Raw genomic sequence first — 19176 nt, forward strand, 5'->3', positions numbered from 1 at the left:
GTTCACAGGCTCCTTTGTGAAGGGTTCGCTTCTTGCGCGGCAGCCAGCAGATTGCGCAATGTGTCATAGCCCTTTTTGGCGTAAACATAGCTCGGCGCCACAGCCGGATCCTGCTCGGCCTCGACCACCAGCCAGCCTTCATAGCGCGCTTGCATCAACACGTCCAGCAACGCGGCGAAATCGATGTCGCCATCGCCCGGCACGGTGAAGGTGCCATTGACGATGCAATCCGGGAAGCTCCACAGGTTGTTGCGCGCCAGTTGCACCACCGGTTTGCGCACGTCTTTGAAATGCACGTGGCAGACGCGGTCGATGTGTTTGCGCAGCACTTGCAACGGGTCACCGCCGCCCATGTAACAGTGGCCCGAATCGAACAGCAGGCCCACTTCGCTGCCGGTCAGGGCCATCAGTTTGTCGATGTCGTCCGGGGCCTCGACGTAAGCGCCCATGTGGTGGTGGTAGGCCAGACGCACGCCTTGAGACAGAGTAAAGCGCGCCAGCTCCGTGAGCTTGTCGGCGTATTCCTGCCAGGCGCTGTCGCTGTGAAAACGCGGACGCTCGACCAAGCGAATGCGCTGGCCCTGAATCGAGTCGGCCACCTCGCCGTAGACCAGCACCTTGGCGCCGTTGTGTTTGAGCAGTTCGACATGGCTGGCAATGGCGTCAATCTCTTCGGCCACGGAACGTTGGGCCAGACGGCTGGAATACCAGCCCGAGACCAGTGCCAGATCGTAAGGTTTGAGCACATCGGCCACGCCTTTGGCGTCTTTGGGAAACTTGCCGTTGAGTTCGAAACCTTCGTAACCGATGTCCTTGCCTTCACTGAGCGCTGTGCTCAGCGGGGTTTCGCCGCCCAGCGCGGGCAGGTCGTCGTTGCTCCAGGAAATCGGGTTGATGCCAATTCGGATTGCGGAAGCGGGCATGGCTGCACCTTTCTTGTTCTTTTCTCTAAAGGGTCGTGACTAACGATAAACAGGCCTGATTCAAGCGCGGGCGTCACGCCAGGACTCGATCAGAAACTCAAACGTGCTTTTCACCCGACTGACTAATCCAGCATCGTCGATTTCGCCTTCCAGCCAGGCACGGCTCGGTTCATGGAAAATCGTGCGCCCGACCGCGAACCCACGGCAGGTCGTGCTTTTGCCTGCTTCGCGGAATCCCGCAGCCAAGGTCTCGGCCGGAGCGTTAAGGCCCAACAGCACCACGCCACGGCAGTACGGGTCACGATCCTGAATCAGCGCGTCGAGTTTTTCCCATACCTCGGCGGGCTGGGTTTCGATCTTCCACCACGCCGGGTAAATCCCGAGGTTGTACAGGCGTTTCAGCGAGCGGTAGATCACGTCCGGGTGAGTCGAGGGATGATCTTTCGGCGGAATGACTTCCAGCAGCAATTCATGGCCGCTGGCCTGAGACGCCTGATACAGCCCCATCAATTGCGCCTCCTGCTCCAGACGCAGCATCGGCTCGTCGTCCGGGTGGTATTGCACCAGGCACTTGATGATCTGTTCTTTCGGCCAGGCCACCAGATTGCTGCCAATGGAGCGGCCGTGCTCGAACGCCAACGGACGCGAACCCTGCACTTCCACAGGACGGGCGATCCACCAGTCCCGTCCGGTGGCTGCGTTGAGCGCGTCCTGACCAAAGCGCTGATCGGCCAGCAACCCCACGTCCGCCTCGATGCCACGTTTTGCCAGATCCGCTTCGACCCGCTCTACTGCCTGAATGAACAGTTGCTTGAGCTGAGGAATGCAGGCCAGATCGCGACCGGCCTTCTGCGCCAGCTCTACCAGCTGCCCGCGATGATCGAAGGCAAAAATGAACAACTGTTTCCAGTCCTTGCGCGACACGCTGACCTGATGCAGCCGTTGCAACGTCACGTCCTGATCGGGCCGGGTAATCGGCACCGGGCTGCTGAACAAGTAATCCAGCTCGGCCAGGGTCGGCATGGCCGGGGCGCACGCGTGACGCGACACCACCAGACCGCCGCAGGCATTGGCCAACTGGCAGCAGCGCTCGTCACTTTCGTCATTGAGCCAGCCTTTGAGAAATCCCGACATGAAGGCATCGCCCGCGCCCAGCACATTCAACACTTCGACCCGCACGCCGGGGTAGATCGCGCCGTCTTCGAGGCGTGCCGGAATGGCACCATGCATTACTGTGCAACCTTGCGGGCCGAGTTTGACCACCAGCGTCGCAGCGGTCAGCTCGCGGACCTTGCGCAAGGCGCTGAGCAGGTCGGTCGAACCGCCTGCGATGAGAAATTCTTCTTCGGTGCCGACGATCAGGTCGAAGCGCGGCAGGATGCGTTGCACGTGCTGGCTGACGCCCTGGTCAGCCACAAAACGGGTTTCTCCGTCGGCCTTGCCGGTGAGGCCCCAAAGCACTGGGCGGTAATCGATGTCCAGTACGCGTTTGACGTTGTGCTTCTCGGCATACTCCAGCGCCTGGCTGCTGGCCTTGAACACTTGATCGGTGGAGAAATGGGTGCCAGTGATCAGCAGCGCCTTGCTTGAGGCAATCTGCGCTTCGTCGATGTCTTCGGCGTTCAGCGCCATGTCGGCACAGTCTTCCCGGTAGAACACCAGCGGGAAGGTTTCGCGGTCCTTGATGCCCAGCAGCACCATGGCGGTCAGGCGCTCGGCATCGACCTTGATCCCGCTGACATCACAGCCTTCGCGAGCCAGGGACTCTGTGAGGAAACGGCCCATGTGGTCATTGCCGACGCGGGTCAGCATGGCCGACTTCACGCCCAGCCGGGCGGTGCCAAAAGCGATGTTGGCGGACGACCCGCCCAGGTATTTGGCGAAACTGCTGACATCTTCGAGCCGCGCCCCTACCTGCTGCGCATAAAGATCGACGCCCAGGCGTCCGAGACACACGACGTCCAAGGGACGTCCACTGGCAAAACGAGTCTGGCCCATGCTGGCTCCTCTTATTTTTATAAGCCTAGGCTTTCGAGAAGCCCTGTTCGTGGATGCAGACTAGAACGCTCCGCGCGCAGGATCAACGATTTTTTCTAATTTATTTTCATGTGGAACTTTTTTTCTATTTTTAGCAATTGGGGGCATATCGTGCTAAACAGAAGCGATCAAGGCACGATCCACGCTAAACTCTGCGCGCAGTTGAGCGCGGCCCCCAATTGTGGGAGCGAATTTTTCGCGAGACGACGTACCAACCGACACATAACTAGCGCCTGGGCAGGCCTTTCGCGAATGAATTCGCTCCCACAGGGACCCTGCTGAACCGGCCATCCGCGCTTCACTTGAACGAGTCAGAGGATTCACCTGCATGTCCAACACCGATCAGCCGTCTTTGCCCGACACCGACGACAGCACCGCGTCGCCCATCGCCGCGCCGGAAACGGCCGAAGCCCTGCTCAAGCTGATCACCACCGAATACGAAAGCCTGCCGCGCCAGCTCAAGCGCATCGCCAGCTACATGAGCCAGCAGAGCGACCGAATCATGGTCGACCGCATCAGCGACATCGCCCGCGAATGCGAAGTGCACCCATCGGCCATCGTGCGTTTTTCCCAGCGCTTCGGTTTCAGCGGCTTCAGCGAAATGCAGGCGCTATTCCGCGAGGCCTACACCCACAAAGCCACACCGGTACAAAACTACCAGCAGCGCATTCGCAGCATGATCGCCAACAAGTCGCAGAAAGCCAGTGGCGGCGATCTGGCGCGTGAATGCGTGAACGCCACGTTGTCGGGGCTTGAGCGGCTGGCACTGGAATTGGATGACGAGGCGTTCGAAAAGGCCGTCGACCTGGTCGTCAACGCGGACAACATCTATGTGGTGGGCGTGCGCCGCTCGTTCGCCGTCGCCGACTATCTGGTTTACAACCTGCAGCACACCAACAAGCGCATTCACCTGATTTCGGGGCTGGGCGGCAGTTATCGCGAGCAGATGCGCAGCGTGCGCGCCAATGATCTGGTGATCGCCATCAGCTTCACGCCCTACGGCAAGGAAACCCAGCACTGCCTGCGCATCGCCCAGCATCATCAGGCCAAGACGTTGATCATTACCGACAGCAACCTCTCCCCGCTGGCCAAGCGCGCCAATGCGGTGTTGTTGGTCAATGAGGGCAGCTCGTTCGCCTTCCGCTCGCTCAGCGCCACGCTGTGTCTGTGTCAAGCGCTGTTCATTGCCGTGGCGTACCGATTGGAACTGAAAGTGGATGAGATTGCGGAACAGGTGGGCTTCGAGGACTAGTCATACGGGGTTGAGAGGCTTTTTCTGAAAACCTTGTACAAAACCGACGAGCTGTACAACACAATGTGTAGCTTTTTGATATCACCTTTGTGATGATCTCTGCACTGCAGACGGAATCGCAGCCGGGCATCAAAATACTTGCCCTAGAGGCCATGGAACGGGATCCCTTTGTCGTTTCATTTGCCTGGGCCGCCATCATGTTTTTCGACTCGTCCAAGAACAAAGTCATTCAGGACCTGCAACTGACCGTCTCCCATCAGGCCAGCTTGCTGGAAGCCATCAGCCGTTCCATGGCGAGCATCGAGTTCGACCTCAATGGCGTCGTGCTCAGTGCCAACGACAATTTCTTCAAGACCATGCGCTATCGCCCCGAACAGGTGATCGGCAAGGAACATCGCACCTTCTGCACGCCTGAATACGCGCGCAGTAACGACTACACGCAACTCTGGTCACGCTTGCGCAACGGCGAATTCGTTTCCGCGACCTTTCAACGGGTCGCGGGCGACGGCAGCACCGTGTGGCTGGAAGCCAGCTACAACCCGGTACGCGACGCCAGCGGCAAGGTGGTGAAGGTCGTCAAATATGCCACCGACGTCACGGCCAAGTTGCAGGCAGAGAGCGAAACCCGCAACAAGTTGCAGGCCATCGACCGGGCCATGGCCGTCATCGAATTCGATCTGGACGGTCGCATCATTGCGGCCAACGACAATCTGTTGCGCCTGTTGGGTTACAGCCGTCAGGAATTGCTGGGCAAGCACCACAAGCTGCTTTGCCCTGCCGATTTGACCAGCGGCAGTGACTATCAGGATTTCTGGCGGCGCCTGAACAAAGGTGAATTTTTCAGCGGCCAGTTCAAGCGCGTGGGCAAGCACGGCCAGACCCTCTGGCTGGAGGCGTCCTATAACCCGGTGTACGACGCCTGCGGCAAACTGAGCAAAGTGGTGAAATTCGCCTCCGACGTCACCGCGCGCATCGAGAAGCACGAGCAGGATGCCCACAGCGCCGCGCAGGCGTATCACATCTCGGTGCAGACGCAGAAAGTCGCCGAACAAGGCACTCAGGTGATCCAGCAAGCGGCCAGCGAAATGCGTCAGATTTCACGCAATATCGACGATTCGTCACGAATCATCGGCCAACTGGGCGAGCGCTCGGAGCAGATAACCGCCATCGTCAACACCATCCACAGCATTGCCGACCAGACCAACCTGCTCGCGCTCAACGCCGCCATCGAAGCGGCCCGTGCCGGGGATCAGGGCCGGGGTTTCGCCGTGGTGGCCGATGAGGTGCGGCAACTGGCCGGACGCACCAGCCGCTCGACCCAGGAAATTTCCGAGATGATCCAGTTGATCCAGACCGAAACCCGCCAGGCCATCGTCAGCATGGACAACACCCGCACCAACGCGGTGAAAGGTGTGGATCTGGCGGATCAGGCGGGGTCGGCGATCGTTCAGATCAGCAACGGGACCAACGATGCAGTGGATGCGGTAAGGGTGTTTGCGGGACGGGATTGATCAGAAGCCTTCGGGCCGCACCACTATCTTTGTGGGAGCCGGCTTGCTGGCGAATGCAGTGCATCAGTGACGAATACGTTTATGACACACCGCTTTCGCCACCAAGGCGGCTCCCACATTGGTCCAGCGTGTAGGCAGCTCAGCCCGCCTTACGCGCCTCATTTTGCAGGCGCATCGCCTTGGCGCGTTTTTCCAGTACGAGATAAACGATCACGGCCAGCAGCAGCGGGATCAAAAAGTAAATCACCCGATACCCGATCAGCGCCGCCAGCAACTGACCCTTGCTGAACTGATGCTGCATCAAGGTGATGAACACCGTCTCCAGCACCCCCAGCCCCGCCGGGATGTGGGCGATGACGCCAGCGATGCTGCTGATCAGCAGGATGCCCAGCACTGCGGGATAAGATGCTTTTTCCGGCAACAGCACATAGATCAACAGTGCCATCAGCCCCCAGTTCAGGGCGCCCAACAAGGCCTGGCGCAACGCTTGATTCAACGACGGCAGCACCAGCTTCTGCTGACGAATGGTCCAGGTCCGGCGTGTTGAAAAACGGCAGGCGAGGAAATACCCAAAGCACACCACCAGCAGTACGACGCCGATCAGTTGCAGTGTGGTGTCGCCGATTTTCCAGCCCTCCGGCAGGTCGATGAACCCGCCCGCGAACACGAACCCCGCCAGCAGCATGTAGCCCAGCCAGTTGGTGATCAGACTCAAACTGAGAATCCGGGTGATGGTCGGCACGTCCAGCCCCAGTCGCGAATACAACCGATATCGCAGGGCAATGCCGCCGACCCAGGAACTCAGGTTGAGATTGAAGGCGTAGCAGACGAAGGTCACGGGCACGATCTGCTTCACCGACAGTTTGTGCGCAGTGTAACGCCGGGCCAGCACATCGAATCCGCAGTAGGTCAGGTAACTGCCCGTCGCCACCAGAAAACCCAGCGCAAGGGTGCTGGGCTTGTACGACTCCAGTGCATGCGTCACCTCGTTCCAATCCAGATTCTTCACCAGCATGAACAACAGCACCGGCACAGCAATGAAAAAGAACAAGGTAAACAGCCGTTTGGCCCAGGTCAGCCAGACCCTGCGCTGCGTGGGTGCTGACGCGGAGCGTTGATGAGAGGACACGTGAGACGCACTCATAGCGACTTCTCCTGATCCGCCGACAGTTGGCCTTTGAGCGCCTGTGCTTCGGGCAGCACCTCCGGGGGGCGCACCGGTTTCAGACGCGGCCCATGCACGGGAAACAGCCCGGCAATGGCCGGAAAGTGGCGCAGGAAGTGAAAACTGAGAAAGATCATCGGCGCCCGCCACCACTGCCCTTTCGCCAAGCCCTTGAGATTGACCTGCTTGCTGTGGGCCGCCGCCAACTCCTGCAAATGATCGTGCAATTGCTGATTCAGCGCGCGATCACGTATGAACAGGTTGGCTTCCAGATTCAGCGCCAGGCTCAGCGGATCAAGGTTGCTGGACCCCACCGTCGACCACTCCTGATCGATCAGCGCGACCTTGCCGTGCAGCGCGCGCTGCTTGTATTCGTGAATCACCACACCCTCGCGCAGCAGCCACGTGTAGGTCAGGCGCGAACACATGCGCACGAACGGCATGTCCGGCTGGCCCTGCAAAATCAGCGTGACCTTTACGCCCCTTCGCGCAGCATTGCGCAGTTCCCGCAGGAACCGATAGCTGGGAAAGAAATAGGCATTGGCGATGGTGATGCGCTGATGAGCGCTGCGCATGGCCAGCAAATACTGCTCTTCGATGTCAGTGGTGTGGCGTCGGTTGTCACGCTCGGCGAGCAGCATTCGAGCGCTCCCCGCGTGGCGCGTGATCACATCAAGGGGTTTGAACGAGGTCCGCAGCATCGGGCCGAGCATGTTCAGGGTCGAGCGGTAGATGTCCGCAACAATCGGTCCGCGCACCAGCACGGCGTAGTCTTGCTTGGCGGTGATGCCCGTGTCGGCCATGTGATCGACGCTGTAATTGATCCCGCCCATGAAAGCCAATTCCCCGTCGATGACCACCACTTTGCGGTGCAGGCGACGAAACAGGTTGGTGCGCATGCCCATGAATTTGGGGCGCGGGTCGAACAGCTGAATTTGCACCCCTGCCGAGATCATTTCCTGGACGAACGCGGTGCTCAAATCGCTGGTGCCGTAGTCGTCCACCGTGATCACCACGCGCACACCCCGGCTCGCTGCTTCGATCACCGCCCGTTGCAACCCCTCGCCCACCCGGTCTTCGAAAATGATGAACGTTTCAATCAACACCTCTTGCCGTGCCGCGCGGATACATTCGAATACCTTGCTGAAAAAGTCTTCGCCGTTGATCAGCAATTCCACCGAATTGCCGTCCTGCCAGACACCGCAGCGATCGCTGAAGGCCTTCATAACGTCACCTCCACCGCCAGCGGCGCATGATCGGACAGGTGCGACCAAGGTCGATTGGACAACACCTTGGGCGCCACGGCCCTGGCGTTGCGCACGTAAATTCGGTCCAGTCGCAGCAGGGGGAAGCGCGCCGGAAAACTCTTGGCCGGTGCGCCGAACGCGTCGACAAACACCTCGCGCAATCCGGTCGCCCCCAGCACATCGTCTGCTTTGAGGCGCCAGTCGTTGAAGTCCCCGGCGATGATCACAGGCGCGTCAGACGGCAGGGTCATGACCCGATCCGCCAGCAACGCCAATTGTTGCTGGCGATGCACCTCCTTGAGGCCAAGGTGCACGCAAATCACATGAACTTCGCCAAAACGTGGCACATCCAGCACACAATGCAGCAAACCGCGCTGTTCAGTGCCCAGAATCGAAATGTCGAGGTTTTCGTGGCGCACGATGGGGTATTTCGACAGCAGCGCATTGCCGTGATGGCCATGGGGATAGACAGCATTGCGCCCATAGGCAAAGTCGTTCCACATGCTGTCGGCGAGGAATTCATACTGCGAAATCGTGGGCCAGCCCTTCACGCGCCGGGCGTGGTTCTGATGCTCGCCGTGAACTTCCTGCAAAAACACCACGTCTGCGGAAACACTGCGAACCGCATCACGCAGTTCGGGCAGGATGAAACGGCGGTTGAGAAAACCGAAGCCCATGTGCATGTTCATGGTCAGCACATGCAGGGTGATCTCTGCCGACGCTGTCTGCCGTCGTCCCGCGACGTCGTTGGGGGTCAGAACCTGAGTCAATGCGTTGCTCCTCGCTGATCGCAGAGCGGCCGCGCCGTGGTGCCGTGCCGGAAATCGCTCATGAACAGCCTCTCTGTGCTCCCGTCATGGCCGATGCCATGACCGCTCGGGACAAGAGATATGAAGCTTGAGGTCCGGACAGGTTCCCGCTTTTTTGGGTTGGCGTGCTACACGTGCGACCGAGGGTGCACGAGCGTCAATTGAAACTGCCCGTTGAACGCCTGGCCTTTTCCCTTGCCCACAGACGTTCATCTGACACCAGCGCCGTCGTCCGTTTTTCGAGGTGTCGAGAAACAGCCAGTCACAATCCGGCGTCGCACAGGCCTTCAGGCGTAGCCGGTCAGGTGAGGTCAGAAGCGTTGCGGCCCTGAACGTTCATGGACACCTCCTTCTTGATTCAGCCCCCCGCTGCCGTGGCCTGATGAATGATGAAATCGGCACGCAGCGGGTCATAGACTCGTTTGAAATCGCCGTAGCTGCTGTCCACGACGAACCCGGCCAGCGCCAACTCTTCACGCAACACGCCCGGCAAAATGGGGAAAACACTCAAGGAGTGCCGAACACCGTCGGCAAAGGTGTAAACGAATTCGCACAGCGACGGGCTCAGTTCTCCCAACGTCACGCTGGCGGTCTTGCCACAGGAGTCATACCGCCCCGACGACGAGAAGTACCCGGCCAGAATCGCCTGAAAATTGCGCTGATCGATCAGCAGCATCCCGCCGGGTCGAAGCAACTGCCCAAACCGTTGGAGCACCTCGACACGTTCGCTTTGCTGAAACAGATGACAGAGTGAACTGCCCAGACAGAGCACTGCGTCGAAGGCGCCCAGCCGTTGCGGGTCCAGATCACGCCAGTCCTGGCAAATGATCGGGATGTCCAGCCCCCGACTGGCAAAGTTGGCCTTGGCCCGGCGCACCATGGTCGGGCTGCCGTCACAGGCGGTCACGTCGAATCCGGCACGACGCAATTGCACGGCGTGAAAGCCACTGCCGGTGGACGCATCGAACACCCGGCAAGCCCCCGTGCGCAATAACAGGTCCGTGAAAAATGCCCCCTCGCTCTCTGCGCGCTTGTTCCAGTCGATCAGTTCATCCCAGCGGCTGACAAAGTCCGCGCTGTATTGCCGGACGTAATCCTGATCGGGGCGCTCACCCGAAGCGACGATCAACGGCGTGCTGTCGGATAGCATGGTGGCTCACTCCCTGTTGGCGGATGGCATCGGCGAAGGCCTGGTATTTGCGCCCCAATTCAGAGGCACGGTCGGCGACCTCCTGTACTTTCATGGTGGCCATGGAGAACCCCATCAGTTGCTCCATGACGTCCATCTGCTGGCGCGCGAACACGACCGTGCCGTCCGCCAGAATGCTTTGAATACCGTCCTGACGCTGACCCGCCTCGTTGATGGCGATGGCCTCCTCGCGGCGCAATCCGTAAGGCAACCCCAAGAGCACCTGCCCCATACCCACCTTCACCGGGTAGCCACCGGGCAAGCCATGGGGGCCGGGCGCATGAACGTGGACTTCTTCGTTGGCGAACAGATTCTCCAATACCGAGACCGCGGACATCGCCGTCAGGTATTGACCATCGACGCCTCCCAGACGCCGGAAGTGATCGGCAACACTGCCAAAAATCTCGTCGGCATTGAACTCGTCGCTGCACTCCTGCCCGTCGATCCAGTACGACAGATCGAAGGGCACTTGAGGCGGCAGGCCGTAACGCGGCACAACGTGACTGAAATGATGCTGCCCGACCAGTTTCACGCACACCCGCAGCGGTTCACAGCGGGCCAGACGTGCAATCGCGCAACGGGTGGCCGGCACCAGATTGGCGATATTGCCAACCCCCACGTCCGGGGCCATGCCGACTTTGAACAGCACAGCATTCACGGCATCAGGGAACGCGGCATTGACTACCAGGGCTTTCGGGCAGGCCCGTTTGACTGCGCGCATCAGGGCATACGCGGGGGCCAGATGCATGGGCAGCCAAGGGCCGAGCTGAGCCTGATCAAGCGCGTCGAAGGCTTCCTTGGGCAGTTGCGTGATCACTCGCCAGGATTGCAGCGTCGCACAGTTGAGGATGATGTCGGGCTTGATCCGCGCCAGCGTCTCGGCGTTGCGTTCGATCCGGGATTCGACCAGGTCCATTTCCCAGCACTCGATCCGGGCGGGCACATTTTGTTGCAGCGCGCCCAGTCTGACCAGGTTGCACAGGCGCAAGGTGTGCTCCCGATGACGGCTGGCGACATGAAACTCGAACTGATTGCGAGGGACCAGGATTTGCAGAATCTGCAGGCACAGATTACCGCCGCCCACGATAAGCAGCTTTTTCCGTTGCATGACACTTCTCCGTGTTGTCGATGTGACGACCAATGCCGTTAACGGGGATAAGCACCGTTATCCACCGGGACGACTTTTCCGGTCAGATGCCGACTCTGGTCAGACAACAGGAACATGATCACGTCGGCCACGCCTTTGGGCTCTATGGGGTCATCGATAATCTCCTGCCGCTCATACGCTTTGCGGCGATGTTCGGGAGTTCGGTCGTGAATGAACGTGTCTCGTACCAATGTAGGGGACACCGCGTTGACGCGAACCCGCGGGGCGAAATTCCAGGCATTGGCCTTGGTCAGTCCAATCACTCCGGCCTTGGTTGCGCCGTACAGCGCGTCTATGCTGGGTGCTGCGTTCCGCTGCCCGATACCCGCTACGCCTGGCCTTCCATTGATCAGGGCATGCAGCTTCCCAGCGCATCGCTTGAGGCAAAAATTCCAGCTGCAAGTGATCACACAATTGGCGCACGGTTTCTTCCGGGCGACTGGCCAGATCATCGCCATTGACGACGCAGGGGGCTTTTCCGGTGAGTGGGGTGACCCGACAGAAGATTTCGTAAAACGCTTGGTGACCAACGGCCTCTGCGCAAACTCCGCGAAATCGCCCCGCTCGATAAAGCCCCGCTCAAACGCCGCCGAGCACGAACGGTCATGCATCCGCAACGCAACCATGCGATTCATGACCAGTGCCCCATGGACAGCGGGCTTTGAGCCCTGACGCTTGGCGCACGGCTACGCGAGCCACAGCTTTTGACGAAGGCGGACAAGCGCTCCAGCCCCTCGCGTGCATCATGCGCGGCCTGGACGAACGCCGGATGGCGAGCGAAATCGAACGGGGCCAGATCCCCTTCGAAGTACGCTTGGTTGAAGTACGGAATCGCCATCAGTCGATTCAATACGCGGCTGGGCAGTTGCACCCAATCGGACGCCGGGACCACGGGATGCCGCTGTTGGTGGCGGCGTACGATGAATTCGATGATCGAGGGCGTCAGGGTGTACAGGGTCGTGTCCGCCCCCGTGCGCTGAAGGTGCCAGCAATGCTCGCGCCCACGCACATCGATGTCGGTTTTCAAACTGCACAACAGCAGCCGAGCCGGCGTTTGCCAACGGCGCATCAGAGCCTGAATGGCCTGGTAGACCGCCAGCTCCGCCCAGCGTCGATCCGTTGCCGTCAGGCACAAGCGCCGTTGCTGCGCCTGACGCTCGAACTCGGCCTCATTGCCCAGCCTGCCGATCATGAAACTGATGACATAACGGGCACGGTCGGTGTCCACACCCAGCACCTGAGCACGCAATCGACCGTTGTGGATGGCTTTCAGACAAGCCGCCGCCTGGGAAACCGTGAAACAGAACGTGTTGTTCACCGAGCAGCCGTGCGCAACCAACGATTCAATGGCCTGGTAACCCTGCTCGCTGCCAGGCACCTTGACCATGACATTCGGCGCCAGACCTGCCAGATGCAAACCACGGGTGACAATGGCTTCGGTGCTCACTCGCTCCGTGCGATCCACCTGCGCTGACAGCCAGCCACGCGCGCCTTGAGAAGCTTCCCACAAGGGGTATAACAACCTGGCGCTTTCAACGATGACGCGGTCATGCACACAACGCACCGCTTCGTCATCCGACATATCCGCCGCAAGATGATTGATCACCTCCTGCGATGGTCGAGGATTTCTCAGCACTTCCTGAGCAATTGATCGCGGACTGGTGGTGGCACCGCTTATACCAAAACGACTTTCACTGAACGTGTCGGGTAACAGACTTTCAATACAATCGAAGGCATCCGGGTATTTGACAATCAGTGTTTGCTTGAATGATTCATAACTCAGGGGCGCTGCATCCCACCAGACTTCAGAGTCCACATTTTTATGTTTCAACAGGCGAGCGAATCCGGGGACATCCATGGGCAGAGTCCTTTGCGCAGTCATCGATGAAAACAAACGAAGGTTGTGGGCAAACCGGGCAAAAGGCCAGTCCAATCAGACTGATAGTCAGCAGCTCTGAACCATCGGGGGTAAAGATGGATCCGTACGGATAACCTGTCAAACGCGTTTTAATGGATTCCTCATCACCAATCCTCATAACGCTATGCACTTTAATAATTAAAAAAACAAATACCCTCAACGTCGGTTTTCATATTCATATGAGGCTCTTCGAATGAAGGAGCCCTAAAAAAACAACACACGGCCATGAATAAACTTCCTCGTTTAAGTGTTTAAACGTTTTTCATGCGCCGACGCGATCGTTCAAACAATGAATAGCGACAATTCATAATGATCGCCAGGTAATAGAAGAGGCGAGCCACCGGCGTAATACTGTTGGGCGGCACGTAAATTGAAGGGTTGAACGTGGGGGGTTATTGAGTTCCGTCGAAACCTGCGACGATCATCGTGTTCATAACGCAAAGCCCCGTCCGAACGGGGCATGAAAAATCAAAAACCAAGGAGCCTGACCGTGAGTACACCGTTGAATACCGAACGCTTCAGCTACAGAGCCCGATGGCTGCACTGGGTGATGGCCATTCTGATCGTGTTGGCGTATGGACTGATCCTCAGCCGAAGCCAGTTCGCTCGGGGCACTGATTTACGAACCTTTGTGGTGCAGAGTCACTTCTGGGTGGGAATCGTGGTGCTGGTCATGGCCTTTTTCCGTGTTGCAGAGCGGCGTCGGCATTCCCCACCCGCCATTACCCCACCGCTGCAAGGAGCGTTGCATCTGGCGGCGAATCTTTCGCACTACGCGCTGTATGCCTTCCTGTTCGCCCAACCGCTGCTGGGCCTGTTCACCGTACTGCTGGAGCGTGGCGCCCTGCCCGTTCCGCTGACTTCCCTGAGCATCCCCGCACCGTTCGCGATTTCCAAGGACACCGCCGAAACCCTGGAACACTTCCATGTGTTACTGGGTACGATCTTCTATTACGTCATCGGGCTGCATGTGGTGGCCGCGGTCTGGCATCACTTTGTGCGCAAGGACAATACCGTACGGCGCATGGTCTAGCCCTTGACTTGGCCGCCGGCTTTGGCTTCGTCGAGCAACTGCTTGATCACGTGTTCCTGGGTGTCGTAGTTGCCTTCGCCAAAGTGGGTGTAACGAATCTGGCCCTGCGCATCGATGAGGTAATGCGCAGGCCAGTATTGATTGCCGAACGCACGCCAGATCGCATAGTCGTTGTCGATGGCAATCGGGTAATTGAGCCCCAGCTTCTCCACATTCTTGCGCACGTTGTCGATGACCCGCTCATACGGGTATTCCGGGGTGTGCACACCGATCACCACCAGACCGTCTTTCTCGTACTTCTTCGCCCAGGCGTTAACGTAGGGAATGCTGTGCTGGCAGTTGATGCAGTCAAACGTCCAGAAGTCCACCAGCACGACCTTTCCCTTCAATGACGCGTTGCTCAGGGCCGGCGAGTTCAGCCACTCGACAGCGCCGGACAACGAAGGCATCTCGCCTTTGACGCTGACATCCGGGGCCGTCGCAGCCTTGACGCTGTCCACCAGATAGTCGATGACCTTCGGCACCCCGCTCAGCAGGCCTTGCTCTACCGCCGCAGCCCCTTGGGATGAGGTGCCCGCCAGCAGCGCACTCTGCGCCCCGCTGCCGATCAACACGGCGACACCCAGCGCTGCCCCCCCGGCGATTCTGCGCAACCAGGCGGTGACCGGCAGCGACAGTTTCATCCGGGCCACCAGCCCGCGCCCGGCAAAGATCAAGGCACCCAGTGACACGGCACTGCCCAGGCCGTAGGCCAACAACAGCAGGCTGGTCTGTGCGCTCGGCCCTTGCAACATGGCGCTGGTCAGGATGATCCCCAGAATGGGACCGGCGCATGGCGCCCACAGCAACCCCGTAGCGATACCGATCAGCAGCGAGCCCGACGGGCCGGACAGGCGACGGGTCGCCGGGTCCAGTCGGTTGCCCAGCGTCACCACTGGCCACATCAGCCACTGGCCGAGCCGTGCCGAGAGTAGCGACAGGGCAAACAGCACCAGCACCACCAGCGCGATGTCACGCCCTACGCCGTTGGCGGTGACGACCCAGTCGCTGCTGACCACTGCCAGGCTGGACACCAGTGCGAACGTCAGGACCAGGCCCGCCAGCGTCCACAGCACCGAAGCGACCGAACGATCAGCGCGGGCGAACAGAAACGGAACCACCGGAAGGATGCAGGGGCTTAAGATCGTGACGATCCCGCCCAGAAAAGCGATCAGAAACATGGTGCTACCTGCTGGTCGGAACGGGGCGGCATCGGTGTGCAGCACCCCGTGAAAAAGGAGGAATGAATCAGTTGTCGTGGCAGCCGCCAGAGAAGCTCTGGTAGTTGAGCACGCGGGTCTGGTCCATCGAATCCAGGTAGGTCAGTTGCGAGGTGACGACGCTGCACGCCGGGGTTGTGCCTTCTTTCGAGGACAGCACTTTTTTGATGTCCAGGTGCTGGCCGTACATGTAGGTTTGCGGCTGCGCCACCTCTTGGGCCTGGGCAGACAGGGCACCGACACTGAGAGCGGCAAACAGGGTGGCGAGGGTCAGGTTTTTCCAGTTCATGGCAATGCTCCGAGACGTTGAGTGAGTGTTCAAAGTGGCCGAGACGTTGTGTCTCGATGGAGCCTATTGAACGGTCTGGAGGTATCGCGGATGTGTCGGCGAGACGGGGCGCTTGACTCAGTACGTGTCTGGATCCGGGCTGGATACAGAAGGATACAAAGCCCGCCTGTTTTGCGTGCTCGTGCCGTTGCCGTTGCCGTTGCCGTTGCCGTTGATTTGATCTTGTTCTTCGAACGCGATGGTCCAGACAGCACCCAAGTCGCGTTCGGCGGCGTCTGAGCCATCGCGTAAGAAGAGCAAGTGCAAGTGGAGCGCGTTAGCGCTCTCGGTGAAAACCGAGCACTTCAGTGATGCTGTGTATCAACACTCCCATCCACCGGATCCGGCGGCACGGGGCCGTCCTGACTGGTGTCGATGCTCACTACCACCGACATCCCCGGACGCAAACGGTCGACATCATCCTGATCATCGTCCACCGTAATCCGCACCGGAATGCGCTGGGCGATTTTGACGAAGTTGCCGGTGGCATTATCGGCGGGCAGCAAGCTGAATTCCGACCCCGCCGCTGGCGAAATGCGCTGCACCCGCCCGCGCATCTTGCGGTTTTCCAGCGCATCGACCGTGAAACTGACCGGCTGCCCCAGCCGCACGTTGGCCATCTGGGTCTCTTTCATGTTGGCGATGATCCAGCGTGGGCGCGGCACCAGCGCCATCAACTGCGCACCGGAGTTCACATAGGCGCCCAGTCGCGTGCCAATCTGCCCCAACTGGCCATCGCGAGGGGCTGTGATGCGAGTATTGGTCAGGTCGATGCGGGCCAGTTCGATGGCCGCTTCGGCGTTCTTCACTGACGCCTCCAAAGAGCCACGATTGACGATCACGGTTTGCAAGTCCTGCCGGGCAATTTCCAGCGTGGCTTTGGCTTCGGCCAACGCGGCTTTCGCCTGAGCGTCGGCGGCACGAGTCACGTCCAGCTCGCTCTTCGAAACCGAGCCGTCAGTCACCAGTGCCGTGCTGCGTCGCAGATCTGCTGCAGCCTTTTCGCTCTGGGCCTGGGCGCTGGCCACAGCAGCCTGACGCTGGACGATGGTCGCTTCGGCGCTGCGCCGTTGTTGCAGGTTGTTCTCCAGCGCAGCCTTTTGAATCCCCAGTTGCGCCAGCCCCTGATCCAGATGCTGCTGATAGATGCGGTCATCGATGCGCACCAGCAGATCGCCCTGCTTGACCCACTGAAAATCCTGCACGGGCACTTCATAGACGTAGCCACTCAGCTGCGGTCCGATGATCGTGGTCTGCCCCCTCACCTGCGCGTTTTCGGTGCTCTCGATCGGGCTGCTGAATGGCGGCAATTGCCAGGCGTACAGCACGATCAACACCCCCGCCAGCGCGATGCTGCCAAAGATGATCGACGACACCAGCCGGATGCGCGCCGAACGGGGTTGCGTGGTGGCGGGCATGACCGCTGGAGCAGGCGCAGCAGCTTGTGGCGCAGAGGGGGTGTTAGGGTTACTGGCAGAAGGTTTACCGGGTTCAGTCATGAAGGTTGGGCGCCCGAAGGTTGAACGGAAGGGATCGTCGGTGTGAACGGTGCGACAGGCTCGGTGGTGATCCACAGCCAGGTCGCACGGCTGGTGATCCAGATCGCGGTCACGATCGCGATCAACGCGATGAGCATGAACACATCGTTGTACGCCAGCGTGTTCGCCTCGCGGGTGGCCGCCGTGGCCAACGCACGAATGCCTTGATTGGTGCGCGCAGACGGATCGGCAATCGCAGAAATGTATGAACCTGCCGAGCTTTGCAGACGGCTCTGCACTTGCGGGTCAAGCAGCGTGACGTGCTCGACGATGTGGGCCGAATGAAACTTCTCGCGCCACACCTGAAAGGTGCCCAGTAACGCCGAGCCGATCAGGCTGCCGACGTTCTGGCAGATCCCGAACATCACCGAAAAACTGACCATGTTGCGCGGGTTGCTGATCACCCCGCTCATGCCCAGCACCAGGGTCGGCCCCAGAAAGAACGTGCCGCCGAACGCCAGCAGAAACTGGCTGAAATACATCTGCGGGCCACGGGTGATGCTGGTGGAAAAACTGTCCATGATCGACCCCACCGCCATCAGCGCCAGCGAGATGATCAGCGGCTTGAACAGGTGCTGCGGATTGATTGTCATCGCGCTGACAGCCAGTCCCGTGACACTGCCCAACAGCATGAAGAAATACAGCGTGTGCAGTTGCTCGGTGCCTTGGTTCAATCCCTGCAAAAAGCCCACCGCACCAGTGGCCTGCTCGGACAGGACAATCCGCGTGAGCAATACACCGAGGGCAAAACGAATCATCCGCCCGCTGCCCAGCCAGCGGGTGATCAACAACGGCCGAGTGCGGTTATGTTCGATGCACAAGCCCGCCAGAATCGAGGCAATGGAATAGGCCAGCGCCAGGCCAATCCACGGTTCTTCCAGCCACCACTCGATCCGCCCCAACGACAGCGCCGCACACAACGCCGCGAAGCCCGTCGAGAGCAAGGCGAAGGTCAGGAAATCGAGCTTTTCGAACGCCTTGAAACGGTCACCCGGCGGCAGTTTCAGGATCAGCACACAGCCCAGCGACAACAGGCACATGCCCAACTCGAACAGGTACAGCCCGCGCCATTCGGCAATCTGCAACAGGTCTTCGGAGACCAGCCGCGCCAGTGGCGTCGCCAACTGTGCGGTGCCCAACCCAAGCACCAGCGCCTTCATCCGCCATTTCTGCGGGAAGGCCTGAATCATGTAATACAGCCCCAATGAACTGAGCGCTGCCCCCACCATACCGTGTGCCGCCCGCACCGCGATGGCCGACTCGATATCGTTGACGAACAGGTGGGCAAAGGTCACCAGCGCATACAACACCAAAAACACTTCGGTGAACGCCCGCAGGCCGAACTGCTGGCGAAACTTCACCAACAACAGGTTGATCGACACGTTCGTCATGACATACGCAGCAGGCAGCCAGGCGATTTCCGCCTGCGTCGCCCCCAACGCGCCTTGCAGGTATTGCAGATTGGCGACCACCAGCGCATTGCCCAACCCGCCAGTCAACGCCACGATCACCCCGACAATCGCGAATGCCAGACGCTTGGGCGTCGGGTGCAAGGGCGTGGATGGCGAGCCCGGAATCGTCGGTCGCTCATGGGGTGCCCAGTCATGGGGTGTGTATTTGTCGTTCATCGAGCTGACCTGAAGAATGCGAGGCTGAGACCATGACCGGAACAATATTACTCACAGGGTGAGCATGTCAGGGAGTTTAGTGAAAGGGCCAGAATTGTCGGCGCCAATCACCCGATGATTGCCAAACTGCCAATGATCGCGTTCGATGATACTTATCATCCCTATCGAATCCTCTCCCCGACTGTTGCGTCT

General features: G+C 59.6%; 16 protein-coding genes and 2 pseudogenes. 4 read left to right on the forward strand and 14 right to left on the reverse strand.

The annotated features are described in order from the left end of the window. Positions 1–2 precede the first annotated feature (2 nt). Together iolE and iolC are read right to left on the reverse strand one after the other, a co-directional pair. Positions 3–923 carry a myo-inosose-2 dehydratase gene (gene iolE, locus ACI2KB_RS02780; RefSeq protein ID WP_404631147.1) on the reverse strand — a complete coding sequence of 307 codons (921 nt, stop codon included), beginning with the start codon at positions 921–923 and terminating at the stop codon, positions 3–5. 60 nt (positions 924–983) lie between these two features. Beyond that, positions 984–2921: a 5-dehydro-2-deoxygluconokinase gene (iolC, locus tag ACI2KB_RS02785; protein ID WP_404631149.1), complete on the reverse strand. Its 1938-nt coding sequence runs from the start codon at positions 2919–2921 to the stop codon at positions 984–986. Positions 2922–3288: 367 nt separating this feature from the next. Here iolC and ACI2KB_RS02790 point away from each other — a divergent pair, with 367 nt between their 5' ends. The 3 genes and pseudogenes from ACI2KB_RS02790 to ACI2KB_RS02800 all read left to right on the forward strand — a co-directional run. Continuing rightward, the gene (locus tag ACI2KB_RS02790) at positions 3289–4212 is read left to right on the forward strand and encodes a MurR/RpiR family transcriptional regulator (protein ID WP_404631151.1); all 924 of its coding nucleotides are present in this window, start codon (positions 3289–3291) and stop codon (positions 4210–4212) included. 290 nt (positions 4213–4502) lie between these two features. After that, positions 4503–5186, forward strand: a pseudogene (locus ACI2KB_RS02795) (PAS domain-containing protein); the annotation flags it as partial. Positions 5187–5291: 105 nt separating this feature from the next. Further along, positions 5292–5723 (forward strand): annotated as a pseudogene (locus tag ACI2KB_RS02800) (methyl-accepting chemotaxis protein); the annotation flags it as partial. 139 nt (positions 5724–5862) lie between these two features. Here the strand turns inward: ACI2KB_RS02800 and ACI2KB_RS02805 are convergent. From ACI2KB_RS02805 to ACI2KB_RS02840, 8 genes are all read right to left on the reverse strand, one after another. Further along, entirely contained in the window at positions 5863–6867 is a 1005-nt protein-coding gene (locus tag ACI2KB_RS02805) for a lysylphosphatidylglycerol synthase domain-containing protein (RefSeq protein ID WP_404631153.1), read from the reverse strand. After that, positions 6864–8114, reverse strand: coding sequence for a cardiolipin synthase ClsB (gene clsB, locus ACI2KB_RS02810; protein ID WP_404631155.1), 1251 nt, complete (start codon positions 8112–8114; stop codon positions 6864–6866). Before clsB ends, ACI2KB_RS02805 begins: the two co-directional genes overlap by 4 nt. Next, the gene (locus ACI2KB_RS02815) at positions 8111–8824 is read right to left on the reverse strand and encodes an endonuclease/exonuclease/phosphatase family protein (RefSeq protein ID WP_404631727.1); all 714 of its coding nucleotides are present in this window, start codon (positions 8822–8824) and stop codon (positions 8111–8113) included. Before ACI2KB_RS02815 ends, clsB begins: the two co-directional genes overlap by 4 nt. A gap of 165 nt (positions 8825–8989) precedes the next feature. Next, positions 8990–9259: a CGNR zinc finger domain-containing protein gene (locus tag ACI2KB_RS02820; RefSeq protein ID WP_404631729.1), complete on the reverse strand. Its 270-nt coding sequence runs from the start codon at positions 9257–9259 to the stop codon at positions 8990–8992. 43 nt (positions 9260–9302) lie between these two features. Next, positions 9303–10094 (reverse strand): class I SAM-dependent methyltransferase, encoded by a 792-nt coding sequence (locus ACI2KB_RS02825; RefSeq protein WP_404631157.1) that lies wholly within the window; start codon positions 10092–10094, stop codon positions 9303–9305. Next, positions 10054–11241: a hypothetical protein gene (locus ACI2KB_RS02830; protein WP_404631159.1), complete on the reverse strand. Its 1188-nt coding sequence runs from the start codon at positions 11239–11241 to the stop codon at positions 10054–10056. Before ACI2KB_RS02830 ends, ACI2KB_RS02825 begins: the two co-directional genes overlap by 41 nt. A gap of 38 nt (positions 11242–11279) precedes the next feature. Continuing rightward, a complete protein-coding gene (locus ACI2KB_RS02835) occupies positions 11280–11915 on the reverse strand; it encodes an SDR family oxidoreductase (RefSeq protein WP_404631161.1) in 636 nt (211 codons plus the stop codon). Beyond that, positions 11912–13162: a transaldolase family protein gene (locus ACI2KB_RS02840; protein ID WP_404631163.1), complete on the reverse strand. Its 1251-nt coding sequence runs from the start codon at positions 13160–13162 to the stop codon at positions 11912–11914. The genes ACI2KB_RS02835 and ACI2KB_RS02840 overlap by 4 nt, the downstream gene beginning before the upstream one ends. Before the next feature lie 496 nt (positions 13163–13658). Between ACI2KB_RS02840 and ACI2KB_RS02845 the strand changes: the two genes are divergently transcribed. Further along, positions 13659–14231: a cytochrome b gene (locus tag ACI2KB_RS02845; protein WP_404631165.1), complete on the forward strand. Its 573-nt coding sequence runs from the start codon at positions 13659–13661 to the stop codon at positions 14229–14231. On the opposite strand, the gene ACI2KB_RS02850 is transcribed toward ACI2KB_RS02845, so the two are convergent. The 4 genes from ACI2KB_RS02850 to ACI2KB_RS02865 all read right to left on the reverse strand — a co-directional run bounded on the left by ACI2KB_RS02850 (position 14228) and on the right by ACI2KB_RS02865 (position 18984). Next, positions 14228–15451: a cytochrome c biogenesis protein DipZ gene (locus tag ACI2KB_RS02850; protein ID WP_404631167.1), complete on the reverse strand. Its 1224-nt coding sequence runs from the start codon at positions 15449–15451 to the stop codon at positions 14228–14230. The genes ACI2KB_RS02845 and ACI2KB_RS02850 overlap by 4 nt on opposite strands. Before the next feature lie 67 nt (positions 15452–15518). Then, entirely contained in the window at positions 15519–15779 is a 261-nt protein-coding gene (locus ACI2KB_RS02855; RefSeq protein WP_404631169.1) for a DUF2790 domain-containing protein, read from the reverse strand. Positions 15780–16123: 344 nt separating this feature from the next. After that, positions 16124–17236 (reverse strand): HlyD family secretion protein, encoded by a 1113-nt coding sequence (locus ACI2KB_RS02860; RefSeq protein WP_404631731.1) that lies wholly within the window; start codon positions 17234–17236, stop codon positions 16124–16126. Between the two features lie 77 nt (positions 17237–17313). Next, positions 17314–18984, reverse strand: coding sequence for an MFS transporter (locus ACI2KB_RS02865; RefSeq protein ID WP_404631171.1), 1671 nt, complete (start codon positions 18982–18984; stop codon positions 17314–17316). Positions 18985–19176: the final 192 nt, after the last annotated feature.

Origin of the sequence: Pseudomonas sp. NPDC088444, assembly GCF_044900175.1 — a bacterium.
Classification (GTDB): Bacteria; Pseudomonadota; Gammaproteobacteria; order Pseudomonadales; family Pseudomonadaceae; genus Aquipseudomonas.

Coding starts and splice junctions, on each gene's coding strand:
- ACI2KB_RS02840 (WP_404631163.1), bottom strand. CDS start 13,162: ATGACTGCGCAAAGGACTCTGCCCATGGATGTCCCCGGATTCGCTCGC.
- ACI2KB_RS02815 (WP_404631727.1), bottom strand. CDS start 8,824: ATGAACATGCACATGGGCTTCGGTTTTCTCAACCGCCGTTTCATCCTG.
- ACI2KB_RS02825 (WP_404631157.1), bottom strand. CDS start 10,094: ATGCTATCCGACAGCACGCCGTTGATCGTCGCTTCGGGTGAGCGCCCC.
- clsB (WP_404631155.1), bottom strand. CDS start 8,114: ATGAAGGCCTTCAGCGATCGCTGCGGTGTCTGGCAGGACGGCAATTCG.
- ACI2KB_RS02845 (WP_404631165.1), top strand. CDS start 13,659: ATGAAAAATCAAAAACCAAGGAGCCTGACCGTGAGTACACCGTTGAAT.
- ACI2KB_RS02855 (WP_404631169.1), bottom strand. CDS start 15,779: ATGAACTGGAAAAACCTGACCCTCGCCACCCTGTTTGCCGCTCTCAGT.
- ACI2KB_RS02835 (WP_404631161.1), bottom strand. CDS start 11,915: ATGAATCGCATGGTTGCGTTGCGGATGCATGACCGTTCGTGCTCGGCG.
- ACI2KB_RS02805 (WP_404631153.1), bottom strand. CDS start 6,867: ATGAGTGCGTCTCACGTGTCCTCTCATCAACGCTCCGCGTCAGCACCC.
- ACI2KB_RS02830 (WP_404631159.1), bottom strand. CDS start 11,241: ATGCAACGGAAAAAGCTGCTTATCGTGGGCGGCGGTAATCTGTGCCTG.
- iolE (WP_404631147.1), bottom strand. CDS start 923: ATGCCCGCTTCCGCAATCCGAATTGGCATCAACCCGATTTCCTGGAGC.
- ACI2KB_RS02850 (WP_404631167.1), bottom strand. CDS start 15,451: ATGTTTCTGATCGCTTTTCTGGGCGGGATCGTCACGATCTTAAGCCCC.
- ACI2KB_RS02865 (WP_404631171.1), bottom strand. CDS start 18,984: ATGAACGACAAATACACACCCCATGACTGGGCACCCCATGAGCGACCG.
- iolC (WP_404631149.1), bottom strand. CDS start 2,921: ATGGGCCAGACTCGTTTTGCCAGTGGACGTCCCTTGGACGTCGTGTGT.
- ACI2KB_RS02790 (WP_404631151.1), top strand. CDS start 3,289: ATGTCCAACACCGATCAGCCGTCTTTGCCCGACACCGACGACAGCACC.
- ACI2KB_RS02860 (WP_404631731.1), bottom strand. CDS start 17,236: ATGCCCGCCACCACGCAACCCCGTTCGGCGCGCATCCGGCTGGTGTCG.